This is a genomic window from Planctobacterium marinum, assembly GCF_020687805.1.
Taxonomy (GTDB): Bacteria; Pseudomonadota; Gammaproteobacteria; order Enterobacterales; family Alteromonadaceae; genus Planctobacterium; species Planctobacterium marinum.
On the sequence record NZ_JAJEWQ010000002.1, the window covers coordinates 734,951 to 757,492 of the forward strand.

Below are 22,542 nucleotides of genomic sequence, written 5' to 3' on the forward strand. Positions count from 1 at the left end.
AACGTAGTCGACAGCCATGAGAATGACGAAGCGTGTTGCGATGCAAATTGCTGTTCGGCTGGTTGTCCTTGTTCCGAAGGACTTTGTTCGGGGAGCACTTTTTGGGTAGTCCAATTTTCGGCAATGCACACCAGGTTACTGAGTGAACCCGTTGTCGATTATTGCCAGCGATCTCCTAACTCTGTCATAAACCCCGTCTACCGCCCTCCCATTTCCCGGGATCAGTGCGTCTGATAGGCCCTTCCCGGGCCTGAAAAAACAATTATTTAAAAAACAAAACTCAGTTTAAGTATTGACGAGGTTTAACATGCTTACTAAGCATAGCCATATTGCACTGGCAATTGTGATGTTGCCTTTACCTGCCATCGCAACAGAAAAGCAGGCCGTTCAACATCACCTGGAAAAGCAACATCACCAGGAAGAGCAACAGGAACAGGTTGCGCATACAAAGCACAAACATCAGGAGCGGCACGCTCATGATGATCATCACGAACATGATCATCACGAACATGAGCACAAAGCGGTAGAGAGGATTCAGGTTAGGGCTTCCCGGTTAGGGCGCATTGTTACCGAATCAGCCACCCGAACAGAGATTATCAATGGCGAGGAAATACAGGAAAAGGCACTGATGCGGCCAGGGAATATCTCGATGCTGGTGGCTGAAACGGGAGGTGTGCGTGTGCAAACCACCTCTCCGGCACTGGGCAGCGCCAATATCAGACTACAAGGTTTATATGGCCGATACACGCAACTACTAAGCGATGGCCTGCCGCTTTATGGTGGTCAGTCTGCATCGATTGGTTTGTTACAAATCCCGCCAACGGACCTGGCTAATGTGGAAATCATTAAAGGATCTGCCTCTTCTTTGTATGGTGGTTCGGCATTGGGAGGTTTAATCAACCTGATATCGAAAACACCTTCCGATGAATTCGAAGGGGAAATATTAGTGAATGTCACCTCAAAAGAGGGGCAGGATATTACCTCTTACTGGTCTGCGCCGGTTAATTCATCGTGGAGCGGTTCGGTAACCACAGGGCTGCACCATCAAAAAGAACAAGATCTGGATGATGACGGATGGATTGATTTGGCGGGGTATGAGCGCGGAAGTATCCGGCCGAGACTGTATTGGTAAGGTGACGATGGCGAAAATCTGTATCTGACCGTGGGTGCGATGCAGGAAAATCGTCGAGGTGGAACACTGGACACGGCGTCGGTGCCAGGTGGAGGTGAGTTTCAACAAAACCAGGACACCCAAAGAGCCGATTTCGGTTTTGTTTTTGATACCCCCCTCAATGAAAACCTGAATCTTAATCTGCGTGGCTCAATAATGGACCAGACCCACGAACACCAATTTGGAGCTGTTTTTGAAGATGATAATCACAAGAGTTGGTTGGTGGAGTCCAGCCTATCCGGATTTGGTGACAATCTGGCCTGGCTAATCGGTACTGCTTATCAGGCGGAAAGCTTCGACTCTGAAGCATTCCCGTTGTTTGATTATAACTATGAAATTCCGGGTCTGTTTTCACAGGTAGACTACGACATAAGGGATAACCTGGCCATGTCTGTCAGTGCGCGAGCCGATTGGCACAGCGAATACGGAACCCAATTTAGTCCACGGGTTTCTGTGCTCTACCGACCGGAAAACTGGACTTTCAGGGGAGCCTTTGGACAGGGTTATTTTGCGCCTACCCCTTTTATTGAAGAGATAGATGACGCGGGCTTATCACGACTGGCGCCATTACGCGAACTGGAAGCGGAGCAGGCGACCACCGCATCCATGGATATCAGTTACATCACAAACAGTCTGGAAACCAGTATGACATTGTTTCGGTCCGAAGTGGAAAATGTCACGGAATTGCAGGTAATACCCGAAAGTGCAGTCACCGATACCAAGGTGCAGCTGGTGAATGTCGGGGGCGAAACTGAAATCTCCGGCGCAGAATTGCTGCTGCGCTATCGATGGCGAGATATCAAGTTTACCGGAAGTTATTTATACACGGATGCCAGCAAACCCGGCGAAGGGCAAAGCAACCGCATACCGCTGGCACTTACACCCCGACACTCAGCAGGTCTGGTTATCATGTGGGAAGAACACGGTAGTCACTTATTGGGCTTTGAAGCCTATTACACCGGCACACAACACCTGGAAGGGAATCCTTATCGCGACCTAAGCGAGCCATACTGGCATCTGGGGCTGTTGGGGCAAATAACGACCGGGCGGGTCAGTTGGTTCTTAAATGCTGAGAATTTGCTCAACATACGTCAAACCAGGGAAGAGCCACTGTTGTTAATGCAACAGGCCGCAAGTGGTCGATGGACTACCGATATCTGGTCACGCAATGATGGTTTTACGGTAAATGCCGGTTTCCGCGTGCAGTTTGGAAGCTGACAGAAATGCGACCGGAAACGGTCGCTATTAATAACGGATAATTGTGGATTCAATCCAGGGGAGGCTCAGCGTTTTCCCTGTAACCCACCAGTATGCAACACTGCTATTTTTTCATGTTCCGGCAGCGCTCCGTTGAGCAACATGTGTTGCAGGGCAAAAAACACTTTGCCGCTGTATACGGGTTCCAGCGGCACCGAAGTCAGCTGGCTGAAGTCGTGACAAAACTGGCTGAGTTCCTCGCTTGTTTTGGCGTACCCGCCAAAGTGAAAATCATGATTGATTTGCCAGGGATGGTGTTTGGCTTGTGCGTCGCTGAGCAGATTCAGTACCAGGTCTTCCAGATAATCCTGGCCTTTCAATACTGCAATGCCCATCACCCGGGTTTTACGCTGTTGTTGCCACAGGGCCTGAATTATCCCTGCCATAGTGCCGCCACTGGCCACCGGACATATCAACAGATCCAGGTTATCCGGCAGCTCCTCAACTAAGTTGTACATTCCCGCATGAACCGTTATGGCAGAACCCCCTTCAGGGATCACTAAACATCGTTCTAAATCTGGTATTTTGCTGGCCAGCCAGTGCTCGTGGTGCTTCTGCTGATACTCCAGTTTGCTCAGCCAGTGTATTTGCGCCTGCCAATTGAGGATGTCATTTAGCATGGGTGTCATGTTAAGAGAATAATTACCGCGTACCATGGCGATAAAGGGAATGTCCAATTGATGGCAAAGGTAGGCAAGTGCGTGTAAATGGTTGGAGTAGCCGCCGCCAAAGCTGATGATCTTTGCCGGAGGTTGTTGTCTGATTTGCGTCATGAAACCCTGTAGCTTGCGCCATTTATTGCCGGAGATGATGGGGTGGATCAGGTCATCCCGTTTTACCCACAGATCCGCATGTGGCAATCCGGTGAGTGGTTGCCAGGGAGAGGGAAAGGTCAGGCCCGGTAATGTGTTGCTGGTCATGACAAAACTGGCTGTAGTGCTAATTCGGGAGTATGCTAATTGCAACTTTGTGAATATTCAAATAATTGCGAAAAAATAGAGAGCGCTATGGAAATTGTTTTGATTAGTTTGTTTATTGCTACTGTTATGCCCATTCTGGCCAAGGCCCCGTTAGCGTTAGAGATGCACAGATTAAAGGGCTATGACAATCGCAACCCAAGGCAACAGCAGGATCGTCTGGAGGGCTTCGGCGCCAGGTGCAAAGCGGCCCATTACAATAGTTTTGAGGCGTTGATTATGTATATTCCCGGGGCGCTGGCCGTGGTGGCAGTTGATGCGGTGACCCCATTAACCGAGTATTACGCCATGGGCTTTGTGTTTGCCCGGTTTTGTTATTTACTGATGTACTGGCTGGATCAGCATATTTTGCGCAGTACCTTTTGGGGCGTCGGCTTTGTACTTTCGCTGCTGATGTTATGGCAGGCTATGGCAATGGTGGCGAGTTGGTAGTATCCACCATCTGAAACCTAAGCCATTGCGTAGGTTGTAGTTCGATATCATCTGACATGGCATCCCATTCAGGCCTGCTTTTGCAGAGCCTGACGGGGAAATTTGGCGTCTTCAGGGTAGGGGTTCACATGAATAATATCGCCATTGGCTACCTGCTTCTGAACTTGCTGCCAATATTCAGGGGTGAACAAGTCAGCGTGTAACGTTTTAAAAATGGCCTTGAGTTCGCGCTTTCCAATTATAAAGTGCTCAAATTGCTCCGGAAAAACATCATTCGGTGCCACTGATAAGGTATCCAGGGCGTAGGGATCATCAGATTGCGGTAACTTTCTGAAATTGCGTTCAGACATGTAGCAAATTTCATCATAGTCGTAAAATATCACTCGTCCATGTCGGGTGATGCCAAAGTTCTTATGCAACATATCACCGGGAAAGATATTCGCTGCAGCAATTTGTTTGATGGCCAGCCCTAAATCCTGAATGGCATTGCGGATATTGTCTGCATCAGTTTCGCTTGCCAGGTAGAGATTTAACGGCGTCATTTTACGTTCAATGTACAGATGTTTGATCAGTACCTCGTCATCCAGTATTTCAATACTGTTTTTACAGGTATCCAGTAACTCCTGCAGCAGGTCAGGGTGAATTCGGTTTTTAGGGAGCCGGAAGTTGGCAAACTCATGAGTATCTGCCATGCGTCCGATTCGGTCGTGTGATTTGACCAGTTTGTAGCAGTCAATCACGTGTTGGCGAGTAATTTTTTTGCTTTCCGCGAATTCATCTTTAATGATTTTTATCACCACGCCGTAGGATGGCAAGTGAAAACACATCATCACCAGGCCCCGTATCCCGGGGGCGATTTCAAACTGGTCGTCTGACTCATCCAGGTGTTGTAAAAAATTGCGGTAAAACACGGTTTTTCCGTGCTTGTAAAAACCCAGCGAGGTATACAATTCAAAGTGTTTTTTGTTGGGTAGCAACTCATGTAAAAAGGCCACGACTTCCGCAGGGTATTGGGTGTCCACCATAAAATAGGCCCTGGCAAAGCCAAACAGAACGCTCAGATCGCGCTTTTCAGTGAGCAAGGTATCAACATATAACTCACCCTGGTCACTCATCAGTAGGGCTACCACAAATGGCTTATAGTGGTCGGCAAAGCAAATTCGACCGACCAGATAGGCGGCCCGGCCACGGAAAAACTCGGACTGCAGCATTTCGACCCGTTGAACCCGGGTCAGTTCTCTGATGCTGAGCCGTTGTTTGATGGCGCTGGTGAGGTTGTGTAAATCCCGCTGATAGTCTTCAAAAGGCACGTTGAAGCGATAATGAGTAAACATTTGCTGCAGGGTGGATTTAACGGTGCTGTCGGTGCAAAAGGTATTGATCACTCTGGGGCGGTTGAAGCCTGATAAATAGCAGCGGCTTGGCAATACAAACATCATGTCGTTATCAATTTTTTGATGTTTAAAAATCCGGCCAATGACTGAGTTATAAAATGTCTCGGCCAATTCAAACTGAGGGTGGTCATCCAGTTGCAGAATAAAATCCTGCTTCAATTGCTGCCAGAAAGTCAGGCTTTGCTGTTGCGGTAAAAACAGCTCATAAAGTTGCGCAACGGTTTCTGACAGGCTTTTTTCGTACAGCGAGATGCGTTCTTTCGATGCCCGCTGGCAGGCTTGCCATTGGGCTGTTTCAAAGCGCTTTTGGGCTTCGGCGGTAATGCGGTTGTACAAACGGAAACTCTTCTCAAATCCTTTCAGGATTTCATAGGCAATTTTTGAGGTGGTAATTTGCTTGATTGACATGTGAAATTCCGCTGGTATGTTAACGCAGGCCAAAACTGGTATTACCTGACAATAATATTAATAAATCAATAATGGAAGTCCCGATAAGGCATGAGTTTTCCCGTTTTAATTTGTGACGATTCTAAACTTGGGCGCAAGTCTGTTGAACGCAGCTTACCTGATGGGCTGGCGTCGGAAATATACATGGCTGGCCACGGTCAGGAGGCAATGGAATTACTGCGCACTCAGGATATTACGATATTATTCCTGGACCTGACCATGCCTGTGATGGACGGCGTAGAAGTACTGGAAGCGATTCGGGCGGAAAAACTGGAAGTGTTTGTGATTGTTGTATCAGGAGATGTTCAGCCTTTGATGAGAGAACGGGTACTGGGCCTTGGGGCACTGGATTTCATTAAGAAACCCGTCTCTCAGGAAAAACTGCTCCAGTCTTTACAAATGTACGGCTTGTATTAACCGGTTACTATTCGTCCTCGTCCTCGTCCTCGTCTTCGTTGTCATCCTCATCATCTGAGAACACATCAGGTGTCACCGCATCAACCACATCCACAGTGCCTTCAACAACGGTCGTCGTTACACCAACTGCAGCATCAACTACGGCAACCGCAACGCAGCCGCTCAGATTGAGTAGCAACAGGCAGCTTAGTAACGTAAGTAATTGTTTTTTCATTATTGTAATCTCCTCAACAGACCCTCAGGTCCATAGCTAGTATTTTCATTTTAATTGTTGCTCGATTTTCTACGAGGTGTATTCAGTCAACCGATTCTCTGAGGTTCAGATTGCGTTTCAGGTTGGCAATTTCTTCCTTATTTTCCATTAAAAAAGCGTTCAGCAGTGCGATTAGTTCAGGGTGCTTGATGCTGGCAAATTGAAACTCAGGAAATGACAATGGCAGGTCTGGATCTAAGACCAAACCGTGACCCATCATAATATTCAGGTGCTGTGCCACATTGAATTCAACATCCGCTGCCTGGGTTCTGTTGGCTGCGACCATCTGCAATGCCATATTGGCTGTTGGCACACCGAAGATTTGAACCTGTCGGGTGCGCTCATCCTGAATCCATTTGACAGGGGTAAAACCAAAAGGAATGCTTACCGAGCGTATTTTGTCAGCCGGAATTCCAGGCTCCCGCACCATTGTACCAGCAACTGAAACAATGAAGGTATCACTGTAAATAATATCTTGCTTTTTTGACTGGTACCAACGTGAATTAGCGGGGTAAATAACATCCAGTTCAAGGTTTTCAAAAAACGCATATTCAAGGCGCTTTGTGGGCAGGGGAACCGCTTCTAAGCGTATATTTGTTTTTAGCGTGAACAGGGTAATCAATTCTTCTAAATAGGAGTCGTTGCTGTTATCGATAAAATTGTAATGAGGGAAATAATCGAAATTTTGCACCCCCAGTTTATAGGCCTTTTGGGTTGTGTTCTGTACTTGAGCTTCAGCAAAGCCCTGCGAAAGAAGGCACAAACCAAGTATAAACAGGAAACAAGTGGCGTGCCGTAACGCTGTCATGTGACCACCAAAAACAGAGAACTCAATGCAAGTTTAGCGCGAAAATGTGGCGCTGTTTAGCGCCTTGCTCGCTAAATCTTGTCAATTGGCGTAATTATACGATTGAGGCGCGGCAGATAATAATGGTCGTAATCCAGTGAAAAGGCCACGGTTTCCGCTTTACCGACTATCTCATGGCGCGGAACAAAGCCAATGGCACGAGAATCTGCACTATTATCCCGGTTATCACCCAACACCAGAAAGTGATTGGCCGGTACGGTAACTTCGGTAAAGTTCGCCCATTTAGATGGATTTTTTCGGATCTGAATGGTGTGCTTTGTGCCGTGTAAATGTTCAGTCAGGATCTGGATGTTGCCCTCTTCTTTCAGAGTGTCGTAGCGCAGGGGGGACCCGTTGATTATTAACTGGTTGTTGCGCATGGCAACCTGATCGCCGGGGGTCGCGATAACGCGTTTAACCAGGCGTTTATCAGAAACCTGAGAATCAAATATCACCACGTCACCGGGTTGAGGTTCGTTGAGCGCCTGTAAAGATATGTGCGTTAATGGCAGCCGTACATCATAAGCCAGTTTGTCTACAGTAATCTGATCGCCAATTTGAATTGAAGGTTGCATCGAGCCGGTTGGCACGTGGTTCCAGTCGGCTACTGCGCTGCGAAACACAATCATTAAGGCGATAAATAGCACAAAGACGCGGTTGTTGCTCCAGACAGATTGTAGTTTTTTTAGCATTTCAGGTATCCGTTTGTTGATTTTAAACTTGGACTAAAATAGTCGCTGAGAGTTTCGATTATCTGTGCCCGCAGCTGTTACAAACTATGTCATGGCTAATATTGCAGGAACAGACGGGCTTTTCTACACTCAACAGAGCAAAATAAATCAGCACAGACTGTCAAGAATCAGAAGTGATTAATTATGCTTAAAAAGTGCATAAAACATCACTTGATTCGCTGTGATATTCAGCACTTTTGTTTGTCTTTTAGGCACTTGTCTGGTTAATATGCGGGTTTGTCGCGAAAAAAGTGGTTTTCTATGAATAACGATATTTCTACAATTTTAACGGATTCAGCCGTGCTACTACTGGTAGGTATGTCGGTTGTTTTTGTGTTTCTGACCATATTAATTGGCGCAATTCATTTGATTGAATGGATTTGCAACAAATTTCCCGACACTGAACTGGCGCAAGGTGCGTCACCAGTATCTGCTACAGCAACCCAAAATAATGAGGTTAGCCCTCAGGTTGTCGCTGCGATAAGCAGTGCAATACATCAATACCGTAATAAAAAATAATAATCAGTAACCAAACTGAACGTGGTTCGACAGCCACCAAATTATAAAAAGCATCACTTGTTGGAGAGGAACAAATTATGGCAAAACCATTGGCCTTAACGGAGCTGGTTTTAAGAGATGCGCATCAGTCATTACTGGCTACCCGTATGCGTATCGAAGATATGTTGCCGATTGCAGCGAAACTTGATCAGGTTGGTTACTGGTCGATGGAATCATGGGGTGGAGCAACCTTTGATTCCTGTATTCGTTATCTAGGCGAAGATCCCTGGGAGCGAATCAGAAAACTGAAGGCAGCCATGCCCAATACAAAGCAGCAAATGTTGTTGCGTGGACAAAACTTACTCGGCTATCGCCACTATGCTGATGATGTGGTGGAAAAGTTCGTTGAGCGCGCCCACCACAATGGTGTAGATGTCTTTCGTATTTTTGATGCCATGAACGACATGCGCAATCTGCAAACCGCCGTAAAGGCGGCTATTCAGGTTGGCGCTCATGCTCAGGGCACTATGTCCTACACCGTGAGTCCGGTGCATACCTTGTCGTTGTGGTTGGACATGGCTAAACAGCTGGAGGATCTGGGTGTTCACTCCATCTGCATTAAAGACATGGCGGGCTTGTTGAAGCCCTACGAGTGTGAAGAATTAATTACCCGACTGAAAGAAACGGTTTCTGTCCCAATTGCAATGCAATGTCACGCCACCACCGGGCTAAGTACCGCCACTTATCAAAAAGCCATTGATGCCGGTATCGATATGCTAGATACCGCTATTTCTTCTATGAGTATGACCTATGGGCACAGTGCCACCGAAACCATGGTGTCCATTGTAGAAAATACCGAGCGTGACACAGGTCTGGATCTGGGATTACTGGAAGAGATCGCCGCCTACTTCAGAGAAGTTCGCAAAAAATATGCAAAATTTGAAGGCAGTTTGAAGGGCGTTGACTCCCGTATTTTGATTGCTCAGGTACCAGGTGGCATGTTAACCAACATGGAAAACCAGTTACGCGAGCAAGGCGCAGCAGATAAGCTGGACGAAGTGTTACAGGAAATCCCGAAAGTGCGCGAAGATTTGGGCTTTATTCCACTGGTGACACCTACGTCACAAATCGTGGGCACCCAGTCGGTGCTGAATGTACTTACGGGCGAGCGTTATAAGAGCATCACCAAAGAAACCGCAGGGGTGTTGAAAGGTGAATATGGCGCAACCGCAGCACCGGTAAACAAAGAGTTACAGGCGCGTGTGCTGGAGGGCGCGGAACCCATTACCTGTCGTCCTGCCGACGTGTTGGACGCTGAATTAAGCAAACTTGAAGAAGAACTGTCCACGCTTGCCGCTGAAAAAAATATCAAGCTGGCTCAGGATACCATTGACGATGTGCTGACGTATGCGTTGTTTCCGCAGGTTGGCCTGAAATTCCTGGAAAATCGCAATAATCCGGATGCTTTTGAACCGGCTCCGGGTAGCGAGGCAGAGCCCGCGGCGGTAACACCAGCTACGTCTGACTCTGCAGGGGGCGCGGCTTATTCTGTGCGCGTCGATGGCAAGGTGTATCGCGTTGAAGTGGCTCCGGATGGCAGCCTGACAGACATCGCACCTGCAGCCGGCGCTGCCGCCCCTACCGCTCCGGCTCCGGCCGCTTCCCAAGGGAACGCTGAGCCATTAAATTCACCCCTTGCAGGCAATATTGTGCGTATCAATGTTTCTGCCGGGCAGGCAGTAAATGCGGGTGATGTGGTATTGATCATGGAAGCCATGAAAATGGAAACCGAAGTCCGGGCTGTTAAAGCTGGCACGGTTGCCGGTATCGCAGTCAAAGAAGGCGATGCTGTGCAGGCCGGGCAACCTCTGCTTACTTTTGCTTAAGGTACTCAGCTAAATGGAAAAACTAACAATACTGTGGGAAACCACCGCCCTGGCGAATTTTGAGCTGGGGCAACTTCTGATGATGGCTGTCGGGGTTTTACTTCTTTATCTGGCCATTGCCAGAAAATACGAGCCGCTGTTGTTATTGCCGATCGGCTTCGGGGCTATTTTGACAAACATACCACTGGGTGGTTTCACCGATCCAGGCGGGATTTTGTACTATGTGTACGAGGTGGGTATTGGCTCTACCGTGTTTCCGTTGCTGATCTTTATGGGCGTCGGTGCGCTAACGGATTTCGGCGCTCTTATCGCGAATCCGCGCATGTTATTGTTAGGTGCGGCCGCGCAGTTTGGTATTTTCGCTACCTTGTTTGGTGCAATCTTACTCAATCTGGTACCCGGACTGGAGTTCACTATGCAGGAAGCTGCCGCTATAGCGATTATTGGCGGTGCTGACGGACCTACCGCGATCTTCCTGGCGTCGCAACTGGCCGATCATTTATTGGGGGCAATAGCGGTAGCGGCCTACTCCTATATGGCGCTGGTACCCATTATTCAGCCTCCTATCATGAAGGCGTTAACGACACCGGAAGAACGCAAGATCGAAATGCAGCAACTGCGCACCGTCAGTAAACGGGAAAAGATCATTTTTCCGTTGGCGGTACTGGGCCTGACGATTCTGTTTTTGCCCACCGCGACACCCTTAGTTGGCATGTTCTGTTTGGGGAATCTGATGCGGGAAAGTGGCGTAGTCGATCGCCTGAGCAAGACGGCACAAAACGAGCTGATCAACATCACAACTATTTTTCTGGGTCTTGCGGTAGGGTCTAAGTTATCTGCTGATAAATTCTTAACCGGCGAAACCTTAGCTATCTTAGCGCTGGGCGCTGTGGCATTTTCAATTGGTACGGCAGCGGGTGTTATGATGGCAAAACTGATGAGCAGACTCAGTGGTGGTAAGATTAATCCGTTAATCGGCGCCGCCGGTGTTTCGGCGGTTCCGATGGCGGCACGGGTGGTGAACAAAGTCGGGCTGGAAGCCAATCCCCACAACTTCCTGTTAATGCACGCCATGGGGCCTAATGTAGCTGGTGTACTGGGTTCAGCAGTCGCAGCGGGCATTCTGCTGGCGTTGGTTGGGCCCTAGCCTCAGGCTTAATAACTTGTGTTCAGAAAGGAAGCTGCGGCTTCCTTTTTTGTTTCTGTTAGTGAGTGAGCGGAATCAAGATGCCATAGAAGGCGGCAATAGCAGTACTGATCACCAAAATATAAATAAAGCCTTTTTTACCTTGCTCCAGGGTGTAGCCATTTTGTTTTAGGTAAACAAACCAACCCAGGCACAGCAATAGTGGTATCAAAAACAAAAATCGGATCAAGGCTGGCTCCCTGGTTAGTTATTATCATTAAGGCAGTGGTAGTGCATCGCTGTCGATTTTCAAAAAAGTGTTACATCTTTGAAATCAGTCTGTCATCAGGTCAGCGTCTAATACGGGTGTTACGTTAGACGGGATCGCTATTTTATGTCAATGCCCCTTGCACCAGAAGCTTTTCAATCGCAGTTTTTATCACCTGACACTCCTGAGATTAACCCACTTACCAGCCTTACTATCGCCGGACAGACCCGTTCGATACTTTATAGTGTAGAGCTAATGTCACGACAGTCAATCACCCCTGAGGATGCTGGCTGTCAGGACTGGTTGCAGGAAAAGCTCCGGTTACTGGGGTTTACCTGTCATGCTTTTGAAGTACAGGGGGTAAAGAACCTGGTGGCAGAAATTGGAGAAGGCGAGCGGGTGATCGCGTTTGCAGGCCATACTGATGTTGTCCCGCCCGGCCCTCTGGAAAGATGGCACACACCGCCCTTTGAACCCACCATTACGGATAGTGAATTAATTGGTCGGGGTGCCGCAGACATGAAAACAGGGGTGGCTGCGATGCTGGCGGCCTGTGAAAGGGTATTGAAACTATCGCGGCAACTGAATCACAAATTTATGTGGTTTATTACCAGTGATGAAGAGGGGGAAGCGGAGTTCGGCAGCAAAGCCATTAAAGCCTGGCTGGATGCAAAGAACATTCAGGTTGATTGTGTTCTTGTTGGCGAGCCGACCGCCAAAACGGTTACCGGCGACACGATTAAAGTGGGGCGAAGAGGTGCCATTTCAGGCCGGATCCATGTTAAAGGTAAGCAGGGACATGTCGCCTATCCTCAATATGCTGAGAATGCGATTCACAAAATGGCCAAAGTCATTGATGCAATCAATAGCATTGACTGGGATGCCGGAAGTGAAGATTTTCCGGGTACCAGTCTGCAAATAACGCACATTGATTCCGGTGAATTTACAGACAATATAGTTCCGGCAAACTGCCGTATTTGTTTCAACATTCGTTACAACCATGATTACGATATGGCAAGCCTGGCTGCACTGTTACAGGCGCGCATAGATGCCGTGGTTGATGGTGTCGAAATTCAATGGGAACGACCATGTGTTCCTTATTTTACGCATGTTGATCAGCACCATAGTCTTATCAAAGCCGTAGAGCAGGCAATTGTAAAGAATACTGGCAGATTTCCGGTGCTTTCAACCGCTGGTGGGACCTCTGACGGACGCTTTTTTGCCAGTGACACCACTCAGGTGGTAGAAGTTGGAGTGCCAAACAAAACCATCCATCAGATCAATGAGCGGATTCATATTTCGGATCTGGTAACACTGGAAGATATCTACACGGATTTACTCGCCGATCTGCTGTTTGAATAACAGCTGTTTTTGGGTGACTAAGTGAGGTTGCTAATCTTTGGGCGGTAGATCATCTTTTAATACCAGGACAATCAAAAAAATCAGGGCTAAGGGGGGGAATATCGCTGTGAAAAACCCAAGTACCGAGGTAACTACCGGCGTTTGTGTTTTTCTTTTGCCAAAGTAATAACAAAATACAGCCATGAAAATGGCCAGAACCAGGAAGACTTTTCCGTAAAGTGTTGCATTAATATTCATGTGAAATTCCGTTTTCTTTTAGCCTTCTAATTTACCCTTTTATGCTTAATTAGCAATAATTTTGTTTACCTGATAGGCGCTTATTTTAGTGTTTAATGGCTTGCCTGATGGCCGATAGTGGACTGGGTTTGCCGTAAAGGTAACCCTGCACTTCGTCAACCCCTAGCGCTTTCAAAGTGTCAGCCTGATCGGGCGTTTCAACGCCTTCGGCCAACACCACGAAGCCTATGCGTTTGCTGAATGATACGATTGAACTCACCAGAGCCTCGGTCTTTTCACAGCAATGAATTTCGTTTATCAGTGAACGGTCGATTTTCACTTTAGAAAAAGGTAACTGGGTCAGCAGGCTTAAATTGGAATAGCCCGTGCCGAAGTCATCGATTGCGATATTAAAGCCCAGCTTCATCAGGTGTTCAACGACTGCGGTTATCTGTTGGTCCATCATGGTGGATTCGGTGAGTTCCAGTTCTACTTGCGCAATTTCCAATTGGTGTTTGTGCAACAAATCCTGTAACAAACCGGGCAAGTCCGATTCTCTGAGTTGCATTGGTGATATATTGATGGCGATTTTAGGTGCGGGTAACAGAGAGAATTCCTGCAGAGACTGGTTAAATATACGCTGGCTTAGCGGCGTGATCAGACCATATTGTTCTGAAATGGGGATGAACTTATCCGGGCTGATAAAGCCGTCTTGCAGACTTTGCCATCTGGCCAGCGCTTCATAACCGCAGCATTGCATAGTGTTCAGGTTAAATTGTGGTTGATAGTGTACATCCAGTGCGTCGTTGGTAATGGCCTCCTGCAGGTTGTCGTAAATCCACCATTTTTCGTTAAATTCATCCTGTCTTTCAGGGTGATAGGGCGTAAGTGAGGGGGTTTCTGGCTTGCTAGCTTCCAGCAAGGCGATTTCTGCTTTTTCCAGTATATCTCGCCAGCCTTCTTTGATGCACCGGCTCTGATAGTAGCCAACATTGACCTTCAGCTTTATTTTGCTGTCACCTATTAACAACATTTTTTCCAGGCTAAGTTGCAGGCTTTTCAATAAATATTCCAGGCGATCCGGAACGTTTAAAAAGATAATACCAAACTTGCCATCGTCCAGACTGCCTGAAAACGCATTGATTTCCGTATTGCTGTGCAAGCGCTCGAAGATGGCCGATTCAATAATATCTTTGGCATCCTTAACTTTTAAAGACGCTACAATTTCATTAATGGCGTAAACACTAAAAATAGCCAGAGTCAGTGGATTAGCATTGCCGGCTACCGTTTTTTCCAGGTACTGGCAGAAGGTGGATTTTAACGGCAGGCCTTTTGGGTCAAATTGATCGTGAATGATTTTTTGATTCAGTCGCCAAAAATCTTGCTGCTTTTTGAGACGCAGATTATTTATTATTCGGGCTGTGAGTTCGGCCTTGTGAAATGGCTTAGTAACGTAATCCTGAACGCCGTATGACAGCCCCTGTACGATGGCCTCCTGATCGTCCATGGCGGTAAGCAGAATGATCGGGATATGATGATAAACGGGGGATGATTTTAATTGCCGGCTAATTTCAAAACCGGATTGCCCGGGCATGTTGACATCGAGGAGGATTAAGTCCGGTTCAAATTCCTCCAGAGCGTCCAATACCATCAGGCTGTTGTTCACGGCAAAGGTGTAAAACCCCAGCGGCTCAAACATGGCGCTTAAAATATCCGTTGTAACTGGTTCATCGTCCACTAAAAGGATTTTACACCCATACACAAAGCTCAGCTCTCCGTCAGCTGAATGGTTTTGCGCACCCGGTTTGTTCAGTGGTTTTATCGGCATAAATTGCGTCTCTTTTACTGCGTACAACATATGAATTAAGGTTAGCAAAGTATTTATGGTAAGAAATAAGCTAAATGCATTTAAATTAATTGTTTGTCTCAGTGATAATGAGAAACTTCGATGGCAGGGTTTTTTAGTTGTGCTAAGTTGATGTTTTAAATAGCTAAAAAGTTCACCGTGGTTTGATTTACACAGCTCGGGAGTAGGGCTGTTTTGGTGTGTAGGAAAAGTCTTACAGATTATTTGGTATTAATATTACACGTTAAGTTAATTAAATCTTAAAACTTTAGTCCTGTTTAAATGATGTACAGGTTTCAAAATTTCCATCTGGTTTGTTAATTTACCGCTTTTATGTGACTGTTATAAGAAGAAAAAACGTCCCCGCTGTTTGCGCAACAGGCCGGTTACTGTCAATGCAAACCGTGGCCAGTCATTGGCGTTGTTCAAAAGCATTTTCGTGATTCTCAGGGTTGCAATGACATAAATTGAAAACGCCAGGGTCAAACTGTCGAAACTGCGCTTTCTACTGCACTGGTTTGTCTTATCTGATTGCTGCCCCCTGGTTAATTTTGATGACAATCGCGATGTACTTTTGTTTTCACCTGAATGTGTGCATGTATTTGCTCCTTATTTAATCGGTGTGCCCATTTACCTTGTTCAAAAAAAACTTTAAGATGTTGTTTTTTAAGACAATAAAGGGAATTATTTTGCGCCCCTCTGTAACCTGTAAATACCCCGACCGAAAAGCTATTTATGACATCGTGAAAGGTCTGGTGTTCACACCAATTCTACTTATCGCTGTTACTGTCACTGCGCAGGAAACCACGCCTGAACCTTATGTGCTGGAAGCGGAATGGACATTATTGAGCAGCCAGACCGGTATTAAACGCTATGCCGGAGAAAAACCCAATCAGCCCCATTTACCGCTTATTATTGGAGATACAGCGTACTGGGTAGCTGGCAATGGTTACTCAGATGGCAGTAGTGCCACAAATCAGGTCTTATCAATGGATCTGAATACGGGGGACATGACAGAACAGACCTCAATGGGACGCAATTTTCTTAAGGGCAACGCCACGGCTGAATATCAGGGGCGCTTGTTGTCGGTGGGGGGATCTGGCAATTTCGTCAACTACAATCTTAATTATACGCTGGCTTATGACACGGTGACCGGAGAATGGCGTCAACAAACCGCGGCGCCGCTGGCGCGGGAAAACGCCATGGCAGAGCAGGTGAACGGGCAACTGTATGTATTTGGTGGCTGGGGGTTTGATACCTTTAACCGGGCACAGGTACGATTGGATGATGACGGCTTTTTCTACACTGACGTTGCAGAAACTGCCACCTGGCGGCAGGAAGTACAGGCTTACGATATTGCTGCCGATACCTGGTCTGTTGTGAGTGAAGCGCCCACAGACCAGCCTTTCAGAGCAAGTACCCTTGTTGAGGGTAAGGTCTATCTGAGCGCTGAGGCTGACTGGGTTACCGCGAACGAAACCCTGTATGTGTACGATACCCAAACCAATGGCTGGAACACTTTATCGGTTCCGGTTCCGCTGGTGAGTAAAAAGCTGGTTTCTGTCGGCCACCTGGTACTGGTTTATGGTCTTACTGACTGGTCTATGGTGTCTAATTCTCTGTGGCAAAGTTACATTTATGATACGCGCGAACAACAATGGTATCAGGGCATTGCCCTGCCGAACGCTGATAACATTACCTCGGTTTTTGCTTTGGCCAGTGAAGGCGATGATCTGTATTACTTTGAGTATGCAGAAAGCCCCTGGGACAATGCAGACAAACAGGTCTATCGCTTAGACTTCAATATCGGTGCCTCGGCGGACCAGGGTTACCAGCCTTTTGAGCAACAAACGATGACTGAATTGACCAATGATAACGGTGATATCCTGTACATCAATGAAAGTGGCTCTGTGGCAAATTTAGTTGTGGCCGACTGGCAGGACTATGATGATGTCTGGAATGGTCGGGGGGATGAGGCGCAAAAAGCTGCGCTGAAACGTATTACCCAGTCTGTATACAGCCAACTGCAGGACCAGTTTACGTTTATGTTTCTGGTATTTAATGAAGCTGAACATGCGCCATATCCGGCACCTCATGGCTATCACACCCCGATCCAGAATGCCATCGAAGGGATAGGGCAGGGGGTGTTTGACTTTGCTCAGGCTTATGGCAGCCGTGATAAGCTGGAAAGTGTCGTGGTATTAGGTGCCGCTGACGATATTATCCACGGGCCTTCACTGCATGAATTGGGGCATCGCTGGGGCAACTATTTAACGGGTAGCCTGGATGCTATGCGTCAGTTAGGTTGGGTGGCGTGTATGGCGCCGGAATTGATGCCTTTTCATTGGGGATTGCTCAATAATGGCGGTCAACTTGGCGGATGGCACGAAGAAGATCTCAGCATGGGAGACGATGACACCACCACTTATATGCTGAATGACGGTGTTGAAGGATTTGCCGGCTTTAGGGGAATTGGACCTGGCAATAACTTTATCGGCTACAGCAATCTTGAATTGTATTTGATGGGCCTGTTGCCGCACACCGCAGTGGGTGAACTGAGAGAGCCTTCCAGCCCGCCGATCGAGCTGGATATCAATCCATTGTTTATTATTGATAGTTTCAATGACATCAGCATGGACACAGTGGTGCAGGAAAATGGTATAAGAACACCGGCAGTTGACGAAGCTGTTACCCGTTTTGATACGGTGTTTGTGGTGCTGTCAAAGGAACCATTGAGCCAGGCTGAGTGGCACAACTACGAAGGGCAGGTGCAAAACTTCACTAAAACTGAGCATGACGATTATCAGCGTCTCAATAACTTTTGGGAAGCAACCGATGGCAAAGCCAGCCTGTTAGTGCCCAATCTGCATGAGGCGCTGCAGACAGCTTCCGCTTCAGTTTACACCCGAGGTGATTTTGATGGTGACGGCAAAGCCGATATCGCCGTCAGAAGGCCTTCAACCTACATGCAATATATTTTGAATTCTGAAAACAATGACATTCAGCGCCATTATTTTGGTAAAGATGGGTTTGATATTCCGGTTGTCGGTGATTTTGACGGTGATGGTGTCAGTGATGTAGCAGTAAGACGCCCAACGAACAGTATGTGGTATATCCAAAACAGTTCCGATGATAATTTACAGCGCATTGAATTTGGTATGCAGCAGGAAGATATCCCCGTGCCGGCTGATTATGATGGTGATGGCATTACCGATGTCGCTGTGCGCCGTCCGTCAACGCAAATGTGGTATATCCTGAATAGCTCAGATGGTGAAATTCAGCGCATTCATTTTGGAAAACAGGAAGCCGATATTCCGGTTCCGGCGGACTACGATGGTGATGGCAAAGCCGATGTGGCGGTCAGACGTCCGTCAACGCAAATGTGGTATATCCTGAATAGTTCAGATGGTGAAATTCAGCGCATTCATTTTGGTAAACAGGAGGCCGATATTCCGGTTCCGGCGGATTACGATGGTGACGGCAAGGCCGATATCGCAGTGCGCCGTCCTGCAACGCAAATGTGGTACATCCTGAACAGTTCGGATGATGTCATCCAGCGCCATCACTTTGGTAAGCAGGAGGCTGACATTCCGGTGCCGGCAGATTATGACGGCGATGGCAAAGCAGACATTGCTGTCAGGCGCGCTGCAAATTATATGTTTTACATTATGCGCTCCTCTGATGATGAGATTCAGCGCGCAGAGTTTGGTAAAGACGAGTCAGACATACCGCTACTGGCTACGCCTGTGATGCTTATGGAAATGGCGTCTCAATAAGCATCAGGACATTGGGCTGGCATTGTTATTACAGCCAGCCTCTTTGTCTGGCAATCCTGGCCGCTTCAATGCGGTTCTGGGCATTGAGTTTAGCCGAGGCACTGGAAAGGTAGTTACGCACAGTTCCCTTAGATAAAAACAGCTTGTCTGCTATCTGTTCGGTAGTTAAGCCATCCGCTGCCAGTTTGAGGGTTTTTCGCTCTTTTTCAGATAGCGGATCTGCTTCGTCAAAGGCCTCCATCACCAATTCCGGATCGATCACTTTACGCCCCGAAATTACTTTGCGAATAGCCTCAGCCAGTTCCTCGCTGGGGGCATCTTTTAACAGATATCCTCTGACACCTGCATCCATTGCGCGACGTAAATAACCACTGCGGGCGAACGTCGTCAGTATCATGATTTTCGCCGTAAATCCGTTTTTCTGTAGTTGCTCTGCCAGTTCTATCCCTGACATTCCCGGCATTTCAATGTCGGTTAACAGCACATCCGGATGATGTTGCGCGCACAGCGACAAGGCGGTTTCTCCATCTTTTGCTTTTGCCACAACCTCGAAATCTGACTCCAGATCCAATAATGTAGCCACCGCACCTAACAACATAGCCTGATCTTCTGCGATGATAATTTTGATTGAATCAGCCATGAGGAACCTCTACTGAAATGGTGAAACCTGGTTGATGAGAAATATTGAGTTGTCCGCCCAATTCCATTATGCGTTCGCGCATGCCGGTCAGGCCAGAACCTTCTCTGGCGATGCGCTGTGTATTGCTGCCATTGTCCTGAATCAACAGCTGATATTGATCGCCGGAATCACGGAAACTCAGCTGACATTGCGTGGCATCAGAGTGCTTAACCATATTGGTAAAGGCTTCGCGGATCACCCAGGCCAGGGTGCAGTTAATATGGGTTTGGTCAGGAAATTCGCCCACTTCACTGCTGAATTGAATATCAGCGGCATCGGTTAATAATCGGGCCTTGCTGATTTCGCTGGCCATATCTTTTTGTTGATACTGGTGAACGGTTTCTCTGACTTCGGTCATGGCTTTACGACTTAATTGTTCCAACTCTTTTAGTTCCTGTTTACTGCGCTCAAGGTCAATATCGGCCAGTTTGTGAGCCAGTTGTGCCTTGACGGTGATCAGTGAGAAGGTATGTCCGACCACGTCGTGCAGGTCACGGGCGATGCGCTCTCTTTCGGCTGTCGCTGCCATTTTTTGCAGTTCTTCCTGGGACAATTTAAGTAGCTGGTTTTTCTTGCGTAATTCACCTTCGTAAATGTTTACCGAGCCAATCAGAATACTGATGACAACCGCGGGTAAGTAAAAAAAGCCCGGCATATTGAGAACATAACTGTACAGCGCTGCCGTCGCGGCAATCAGCAGTACCAACAGCAATCCTTGTCGCGCCGTGCCAAAGTGAACACAAAATGCCGCGGCGTAAACGAAAAACACAGAAGCGCCGGCGTTAAACCAGGCTGTCGCCAGGCCCAGGCCAAGTATGCTGAAAATGCACAACAACACCGGTTTACCCGTTTGCCAAAAAGTATAGAAGTACAGGGTCAGAAATACCGGTATTACTGCAATACAGGCCACATAGTGCCAGTAAGGTCGCTCGCCAAAACCCAGTGGTAAAACAAACATAGCGAGATAAATTAACCAGAAATAGGGCAGATAACCTGTTCCCGAATTAACGGGTAACAGGCGTTGATGCAGGCGTTGCAGGCAGTGCGTTATTGTTGTCATTATTTTACCAATTCAAATAGGGACTAACGGGTTTCCATGGCTTTAAAGGCGCGTTGCGCCAGCCAGGCAAACAGTCCGGTATAAGCCAGCAGTACTATAACATGTATCCACCATGCGATACCGATATCAGCCCCTTGTACCTTTAATACCAACTGTGAAAAGTGGAAGGGCGGTAAAAGCATGGCGAACTTTTGTAATGGCGCAGAGAACTGCATAACCGGGATCCACAATCCGGATAAAAATGACATGGGCAGGTAGATAAGATTAACCACAGCCGCCGCAGCCTGCGCCTTAACTTTGAGCCCAATAAACAGACCAATGGCGCAATAGGGTAAAACGCCGGTCAGTAACAGCAACGCGGTGCTAAGCCACTGCCAGGCAGGCATAGTGACATTCCCTGCCAGTGCTGCCACCAAATAGAGCAATACAATGATAATGCCGGCAAAGGCCATGGCCGTCATCACTTTTGCCGAAAAGTAAGCGGTAATGGGCATCGGACTTATTTGTTTCAGTGCCAGCATACCTCTGTCCTTTTCTACTGCAACATCGGCACCAAAGGAGAACAGCGCGGGTCCCATGACGCCAAATACGCCGTAGGTGGCCAACAGGTACTGTGACACTGTAGCATTGTCCTGCGGTGCGTATAAAATGCCAAAAAATGTGTAGAACATGACAGGAAACAGCAGGCTGGGTAACACAAAGCCCGCGGTGCGAAAGGTTTTCAGAATGTCAGTTTTGGCTTCCAGTTGAAAAATACTCAATAATTTTGGGGTACTTGTGTTCATGCGGCTTGCTCCGGTTTGGCTACAGGTGAAGAGGACTGATCGCTGAGAATTAATATGGCGTCTTCCAGTCGGGCACTCTCAACGGTCAGGTCAGTTATAGTAAAGTTGCTGTTTAATAATTCTCTGAGTAATTTTTCCGGGGTGGCGGTGGTCAATGTCACTTTGCCATTTTTAATGACCAGCTCATGTATGCTTTGTGTTGCATGGTTAAGACTGTGAAAAAATGACTCAATCTGCCCGGTGTGCCCTTGACTGCAAAAACTCATGCGTTTCCCCAGTGCTTTGGCTTTAACGTCGGCAGGCGTACCCTGATGAATAATCTGCCCCTGCTTTAGCAGTACTACACGGTCTGCCAGGGCTTCGGCTTCTTCCAGATAATGGGTGGTCAGCACAATGGCGACGCCGCTGTTTTTCAGGCTTTCGATACATTGCCAGAATTCCCTTCTGGCGCCAGTGTCCAGACCCACCGTAGGCTCATCGAGAAAAATAATCTGCGGATTACCGCACACAGCTAATGCAAAAAACAGGCGCTGTTTTTGACCACCAGATAAACTACTCAGACGTCGCTTTTGCAGCCCGTCAAGCATGGCCAGTTGGAATAGTTGCGCGCTGTCCATGGCATTTGGGTAGTAGCTGCGAAACAATTCGATTTGCTCTGCCACCGTGCTGTTATCCGGAAGATTGGCACTTTGTAAAATCGTGCCGGTGCGCTGTTTGGCCGCTTGTTCCCCCGGTGAAGTACCAAAAATAGTGATTTCACCAGAATTGGCTTTTAAGCGACCCAGAATACAGTTGATCAGGGTACTCTTGCCCGCCCCATTCTCTCCCAACAGTGCCAGGACTTCTCCGGCGTTGATATTTAACGAAATCTGACTTAATGCCCTGGTGGCACCGTAAGTCACTGACAGCTCTTTTATCTTTACTATGGCATTGTTCATTGCACAATCTCTCAGACTTGAAGGTGGACGTTGAAATTATTTTGCACAGTAACGTTGCACGGCTGTAGAGGAGGTTGTCATGACTTTAAGGTGACATTTGTCATTTTCTGTCTAGACTTGAGTTCCAGAGATAAGCAAAGGAAAGGTTTTGTCAGAGATGCCCGGTAAAAGTGTTT

General features: G+C 47.5%; 19 protein-coding genes and 1 pseudogene. 8 read left to right on the top strand and 12 right to left on the bottom strand.

Going from position 1 to position 22,542, the window contains the following annotated elements:
• Positions 1-307: 307 nt before the first annotated feature.
• Positions 308-2,389, top strand: a pseudogene (locus LJ740_RS08605) (TonB-dependent receptor plug domain-containing protein).
• Between the two features lie 65 nt (positions 2,390-2,454).
• On the opposite strand, the gene LJ740_RS08610 reads toward LJ740_RS08605, so the two are convergent.
• On the bottom strand, positions 2,455-3,348 hold the full coding sequence (locus tag LJ740_RS08610) for a 1-aminocyclopropane-1-carboxylate deaminase/D-cysteine desulfhydrase (protein ID WP_229528665.1): 894 nt from the start codon (positions 3,346-3,348) through the stop codon (positions 2,455-2,457).
• Positions 3,349-3,435: 87 nt separating this feature from the next.
• Between LJ740_RS08610 and LJ740_RS08615 the strand changes: the two genes are divergently transcribed.
• Positions 3,436-3,837, top strand: a complete 402-nt coding sequence (locus LJ740_RS08615) for an MAPEG family protein (protein WP_229528666.1) — start codon at positions 3,436-3,438, stop codon at positions 3,835-3,837.
• Positions 3,838-3,905: 68 nt separating this feature from the next.
• Here LJ740_RS08615 and aceK read toward each other — a convergent pair whose 3' ends face one another.
• The gene (gene aceK, locus LJ740_RS08620; protein WP_229528667.1) at positions 3,906-5,639 is read right to left on the bottom strand and encodes a bifunctional isocitrate dehydrogenase kinase/phosphatase; all 1,734 of its coding nucleotides are present in this window, start codon (positions 5,637-5,639) and stop codon (positions 3,906-3,908) included.
• A gap of 90 nt (positions 5,640-5,729) precedes the next feature.
• Between aceK and LJ740_RS08625 the strand changes: the two genes are divergently transcribed.
• Entirely contained in the window at positions 5,730-6,095 is a 366-nt protein-coding gene (locus LJ740_RS08625) for a response regulator (RefSeq protein WP_229528668.1), read from the top strand.
• Between the two features lie 7 nt (positions 6,096-6,102).
• Here the strand turns inward: LJ740_RS08625 and LJ740_RS08630 are convergent, their stop codons facing one another.
• The 3 genes from LJ740_RS08630 to lepB all read right to left on the bottom strand — a co-directional run bounded on the left by LJ740_RS08630 (position 6,103) and on the right by lepB (position 7,887).
• Positions 6,103-6,309, bottom strand: coding sequence for an NF038104 family lipoprotein (locus LJ740_RS08630; RefSeq protein ID WP_229528669.1), 207 nt, complete (start codon positions 6,307-6,309; stop codon positions 6,103-6,105).
• Positions 6,310-6,391: 82 nt separating this feature from the next.
• Entirely contained in the window at positions 6,392-7,156 is a 765-nt protein-coding gene (locus LJ740_RS08635) for a type 2 periplasmic-binding domain-containing protein (protein ID WP_229528670.1), read from the bottom strand.
• Between the two features lie 71 nt (positions 7,157-7,227).
• Positions 7,228-7,887 (bottom strand): signal peptidase I, encoded by a 660-nt coding sequence (gene lepB / locus LJ740_RS08640; protein WP_229528671.1) that lies wholly within the window; start codon positions 7,885-7,887, stop codon positions 7,228-7,230.
• A 300-nt stretch (positions 7,888-8,187) separates the two neighbouring features.
• On the opposite strand from lepB, the gene LJ740_RS08645 reads away from it, so the two are divergent.
• The 3 genes from LJ740_RS08645 (at position 8,188) to LJ740_RS08655 (ending at position 11,457) form a co-directional block, all read left to right on the top strand.
• Positions 8,188-8,445 carry an OadG family protein gene (locus tag LJ740_RS08645; protein WP_229528672.1) on the top strand — a complete coding sequence of 86 codons (258 nt, stop codon included), beginning with the start codon at positions 8,188-8,190 and terminating at the stop codon, positions 8,443-8,445.
• 77 nt (positions 8,446-8,522) lie between these two features.
• Positions 8,523-10,310, top strand: coding sequence for a sodium-extruding oxaloacetate decarboxylase subunit alpha (oadA, locus tag LJ740_RS08650; protein ID WP_229528673.1), 1,788 nt, complete (start codon positions 8,523-8,525; stop codon positions 10,308-10,310).
• Positions 10,311-10,323: 13 nt separating this feature from the next.
• Positions 10,324-11,457 (top strand): sodium ion-translocating decarboxylase subunit beta, encoded by a 1,134-nt coding sequence (locus tag LJ740_RS08655; RefSeq protein WP_229528674.1) that lies wholly within the window; start codon positions 10,324-10,326, stop codon positions 11,455-11,457.
• 58 nt (positions 11,458-11,515) lie between these two features.
• Here LJ740_RS08655 and LJ740_RS08660 read toward each other — a convergent pair whose 3' ends face one another.
• Positions 11,516-11,686: a hypothetical protein gene (locus tag LJ740_RS08660; RefSeq protein ID WP_229528675.1), complete on the bottom strand. Its 171-nt coding sequence runs from the start codon at positions 11,684-11,686 to the stop codon at positions 11,516-11,518.
• A 144-nt stretch (positions 11,687-11,830) separates the two neighbouring features.
• Here LJ740_RS08660 and dapE point away from each other — a divergent pair, with 144 nt between their 5' ends.
• The gene (gene dapE, locus LJ740_RS08665) at positions 11,831-13,066 is read left to right on the top strand and encodes a succinyl-diaminopimelate desuccinylase (protein WP_324255600.1); all 1,236 of its coding nucleotides are present in this window, start codon (positions 11,831-11,833) and stop codon (positions 13,064-13,066) included.
• Between the two features lie 30 nt (positions 13,067-13,096).
• On the opposite strand, the gene LJ740_RS08670 is transcribed toward dapE, so the two are convergent.
• Together LJ740_RS08670 and LJ740_RS08675 are read right to left on the bottom strand one after the other, a co-directional pair.
• Positions 13,097-13,303 (bottom strand): hypothetical protein, encoded by a 207-nt coding sequence (locus LJ740_RS08670; protein ID WP_229528676.1) that lies wholly within the window; start codon positions 13,301-13,303, stop codon positions 13,097-13,099.
• Positions 13,304-13,388: 85 nt separating this feature from the next.
• A complete protein-coding gene (locus LJ740_RS08675; protein ID WP_229528677.1) occupies positions 13,389-15,110 on the bottom strand; it encodes an EAL domain-containing protein in 1,722 nt (573 codons plus the stop codon).
• 707 nt (positions 15,111-15,817) lie between these two features.
• Here LJ740_RS08675 and LJ740_RS08680 point away from each other — a divergent pair.
• Positions 15,818-18,904, top strand: coding sequence for an FG-GAP-like repeat-containing protein (locus tag LJ740_RS08680; RefSeq protein ID WP_229528678.1), 3,087 nt, complete (start codon positions 15,818-15,820; stop codon positions 18,902-18,904).
• Positions 18,905-18,932: 28 nt separating this feature from the next.
• On the opposite strand, the gene LJ740_RS08685 is transcribed toward LJ740_RS08680, so the two are convergent.
• The 4 genes from LJ740_RS08685 to LJ740_RS08700 are packed head-to-tail and all read right to left on the bottom strand — an operon-like array spanning position 18,933 to position 22,366.
• Positions 18,933-19,544: a response regulator transcription factor gene (locus LJ740_RS08685; protein ID WP_229528679.1), complete on the bottom strand. Its 612-nt coding sequence runs from the start codon at positions 19,542-19,544 to the stop codon at positions 18,933-18,935.
• Positions 19,537-20,643 (bottom strand): sensor histidine kinase, encoded by a 1,107-nt coding sequence (locus tag LJ740_RS08690; protein WP_229528680.1) that lies wholly within the window; start codon positions 20,641-20,643, stop codon positions 19,537-19,539. The genes LJ740_RS08685 and LJ740_RS08690 overlap by 8 nt, the downstream gene beginning before the upstream one ends.
• 23 nt (positions 20,644-20,666) lie before the next feature.
• Positions 20,667-21,428: an ABC transporter permease gene (locus LJ740_RS08695; protein WP_229528681.1), complete on the bottom strand. Its 762-nt coding sequence runs from the start codon at positions 21,426-21,428 to the stop codon at positions 20,667-20,669.
• Positions 21,425-22,366, bottom strand: a complete 942-nt coding sequence (locus LJ740_RS08700; RefSeq protein WP_229528682.1) for an ABC transporter ATP-binding protein — start codon at positions 22,364-22,366, stop codon at positions 21,425-21,427. Before LJ740_RS08700 ends, LJ740_RS08695 begins: the two co-directional genes overlap by 4 nt.
• Between the last annotated feature and the right edge of the window lie 176 nt (positions 22,367-22,542).

Excerpts from the sequence above, each read along its gene's own strand:
- LJ740_RS08675 (WP_229528677.1), bottom strand. The coding sequence starts at position 15,110 with ATGCCGATAAAACCACTGAACAAACCGGGTGCGCAAAACCATTCAGCT.
- oadA (WP_229528673.1), top strand. The coding sequence starts at position 8,523 with ATGGCAAAACCATTGGCCTTAACGGAGCTGGTTTTAAGAGATGCGCAT.
- LJ740_RS08635 (WP_229528670.1), bottom strand. The coding sequence starts at position 7,156 with ATGACAGCGTTACGGCACGCCACTTGTTTCCTGTTTATACTTGGTTTG.
- LJ740_RS08615 (WP_229528666.1), top strand. The coding sequence starts at position 3,436 with ATGGAAATTGTTTTGATTAGTTTGTTTATTGCTACTGTTATGCCCATT.
- aceK (WP_229528667.1), bottom strand. The coding sequence starts at position 5,639 with ATGTCAATCAAGCAAATTACCACCTCAAAAATTGCCTATGAAATCCTG.
- LJ740_RS08625 (WP_229528668.1), top strand. The coding sequence starts at position 5,730 with ATGAGTTTTCCCGTTTTAATTTGTGACGATTCTAAACTTGGGCGCAAG.
- LJ740_RS08670 (WP_229528676.1), bottom strand. The coding sequence starts at position 13,303 with ATGAATATTAATGCAACACTTTACGGAAAAGTCTTCCTGGTTCTGGCC.
- LJ740_RS08700 (WP_229528682.1), bottom strand. The coding sequence starts at position 22,366 with ATGAACAATGCCATAGTAAAGATAAAAGAGCTGTCAGTGACTTACGGT.
- LJ740_RS08690 (WP_229528680.1), bottom strand. The coding sequence starts at position 20,643 with ATGACAACAATAACGCACTGCCTGCAACGCCTGCATCAACGCCTGTTA.
- LJ740_RS08655 (WP_229528674.1), top strand. The coding sequence starts at position 10,324 with ATGGAAAAACTAACAATACTGTGGGAAACCACCGCCCTGGCGAATTTT.
- lepB (WP_229528671.1), bottom strand. The coding sequence starts at position 7,887 with ATGCTAAAAAAACTACAATCTGTCTGGAGCAACAACCGCGTCTTTGTG.
- dapE (WP_324255600.1), top strand. The coding sequence starts at position 11,831 with ATGTCAATGCCCCTTGCACCAGAAGCTTTTCAATCGCAGTTTTTATCA.
- LJ740_RS08630 (WP_229528669.1), bottom strand. The coding sequence starts at position 6,309 with ATGAAAAAACAATTACTTACGTTACTAAGCTGCCTGTTGCTACTCAAT.
- LJ740_RS08695 (WP_229528681.1), bottom strand. The coding sequence starts at position 21,428 with ATGAACACAAGTACCCCAAAATTATTGAGTATTTTTCAACTGGAAGCC.
- LJ740_RS08685 (WP_229528679.1), bottom strand. The coding sequence starts at position 19,544 with ATGGCTGATTCAATCAAAATTATCATCGCAGAAGATCAGGCTATGTTG.
- LJ740_RS08610 (WP_229528665.1), bottom strand. The coding sequence starts at position 3,348 with ATGACCAGCAACACATTACCGGGCCTGACCTTTCCCTCTCCCTGGCAA.
- LJ740_RS08645 (WP_229528672.1), top strand. The coding sequence starts at position 8,188 with ATGAATAACGATATTTCTACAATTTTAACGGATTCAGCCGTGCTACTA.